Below are 2,128 nucleotides of genomic sequence, written 5' to 3'. Positions count from 1 at the left end.
CGGCGGGTCGAAGCGGGCGGGCGGCAGCCGGTGCTCGGCGCACGGTCGGTGGATGCGGCACGACGGCCCGGCCTCGCGCACGCCGGACCCGGGCCGGGCCACCGGAGGCGACCGCCGCGCCGGCGATGATGTCGTTGAGTTTGACCATGGCGGCGATCGAGAGTGGCAGCACCGCCACGATCCACCACTGCGCCAGCTCGGCCAGGGCGAGCAGCACGGCCAGCGCGATGCTGCCCTCGAAGAACACGAAACTGACCAGGCTGCTGGGCCGAAGGTATTGCAGCCCAAGCGTTCTGGCGTACATCGGCCGCTGGGCGGCCTCTTCCGCGCTGATCCCCGCGCGCCTGGATCGGACGACGGTCATGAACCGCCGCCCTGTCGCGCCGCCGCGAACTGCATGATGGTGCGCTCCAGCGCGTAGCCGCGGTCTTCGCTGCCTCCCTTGACCGCCATGTTGCACTCCGCCGCGGCCCGCATCGCCTGCACGAGCCCGTCTGGTGTCCAGCCTCGGGCCTGCCGTTGCGCCTTTTCGATTTTCCACGCGGGCATGCCCAGGCTCGACGCCATCTGATAGGCGTTGCCCCGGCCCGCCGACGCGACCCGCGCCACGGTCCGCACGCCGTCTGCGAGCGCGTCGGCTATGGGCACGGGATCGACCCCGGTGTGTAAGGCCCACCGCAGGGCTTCCAGCGCGCCCGCCACATCGCCGGCCACGGCAGCATCGGCAACGGTGAACCCGCTGACCTCCGCCCGGCCGCGGTAGTATCGCGCGACTGTCGCCAGGTCGACCCGGCCACCGGTGTCGGCCGTCAACTGCGCGCAAGCGGCGGCCAACTCGCGCAGGTCGTTGCCCACCGCGTCGAGCAACGCCTCGGCCGCGTCGGTGGAACACTTGCCGCCCAGGCGCCGGAACTCGCCGGTCACGAAGTCGAGCCGATCGCGGTGCTTGGTGATTCTGGCCGCCGGCACCACGGTCGCCCCGCCCTTTTGCAGGCTGTCGGCAAAGGCCTTGCCCTTCGCCCCGCCCACGTGCGTCACCACGAGGGTGACCTCCGGGTCGGGATTTTTCACGTAGTCGAGGACCACGGCCACGAGCTCCTTGCGCGCGTCCTGCCCGTTGCGCAGCACCGCCACCCGCCTCCCGCCGAACAGCGAGGGGCTGAGCACCTCCGCCAGCTCGCCGGGCATCAGCGTGGAGGAGTCGAGCTCGCGCACCTCCGCATCGGGATCGGCTGCCCGCGCCCGCGCGCCGATATCGGCGATGGCCCGGGTCACGAGCAGCTCCTCGTCGCCGAGGATTAAGACGATCGGTGTCAGTTGGGAGGACGCAGGCTGGCTCACCACACAGCCATGGTCGCACGGAACACGGCGCACGCGTCCAGGGTGCTCCCGGATGGGGGACTCGCTCATCCGCCCCGACCTCAACTTCATCGGCGGACCACGGCCAGCTCTCCGGGGCCGGTCTGGCCGAGTGTCACGGCGATGTCTCCATCCTGGTCGGTACGGCAGACCCGCGCACCCGCCCGGCGAAGCGCAGCCAGCACGCCCTCGTTGGGATGCCCGTATCCATTGCCGCGCCCCACCGACACCAGAGCCACCCGCGGCCGGAGTTCGCCGAGCAGCGCCGGGTCCTGATAAGCGCTCCCGTGATGCGCGACCTTGAGCACGTCCACCGCGAGCTCCGGATAACCCGCCCGCAGCAACGCCTGCTGCTCGGTCTCCGCGTCGCCCAGCAACAGCACGCGCACCCCGCGCACCGTCGCCAAAACGATCACCGAGTTGTTGTTCGGGTCGGACCGCGTGCCACGCAACGGTTCCGTGGACAGCACCCGGACGTTCACTTCACCGACCGTCCACACTGCACCCGGCACCACGGCCGACACCGGCACACCCGCCCGCCCAGCGGTCCGCGTGACCGTCTCGTGCCCGGCGCGCGGCTCGCTCCAAGCCGGCGTGACCAGGGCCCTCGGGCGGTGGCGCAGCAGCCCGCCCAGCCCGCCGATGTGGTCGAGATGCAGGTGGCTCAGCAGCGCCAGCGGCACCGACTCGACACCGAGCTCGCGCAGGCAACCGTCCATTGCGGACGCGTCCGGCCCGGTATCGACCACGACCGCCGCCGCCGGCCCCG

The 2,128-nt window shown here is 71.8% G+C and carries 3 protein-coding genes; all 3 read right to left on the bottom strand.

The features are described from left to right. Window positions 1-364 (bottom strand): hypothetical protein (locus DM816_RS41675; protein WP_117215915.1); only part of this gene is annotated, 364 nt, incomplete at its 3' end. Next, complete coding sequence (gene holA / locus DM816_RS41670) at window positions 361-1,341, bottom strand: DNA polymerase III subunit delta (RefSeq protein WP_246002750.1); 981 nt, start codon at window positions 1,339-1,341, stop codon at window positions 361-363. The genes holA and DM816_RS41675, both read right to left, overlap by 4 nt. Window positions 1,342-1,427: 86 nt before the next feature. Beyond that, the coding region (locus tag DM816_RS41665; RefSeq protein WP_117215913.1) for a ComEC/Rec2 family competence protein at window positions 1,428-2,128 on the bottom strand (701 nt) is incomplete at its 5' end.

Source organism: Allorhizocola rhizosphaerae (assembly GCF_003426775.1).
Classification (GTDB): domain Bacteria; phylum Actinomycetota; class Actinomycetes; order Mycobacteriales; family Micromonosporaceae; genus Allorhizocola; species Allorhizocola rhizosphaerae.
Note: the sequence above shows the minus strand (reverse complement) of the source record. Positions and strands in the feature narration are given on the sequence as shown.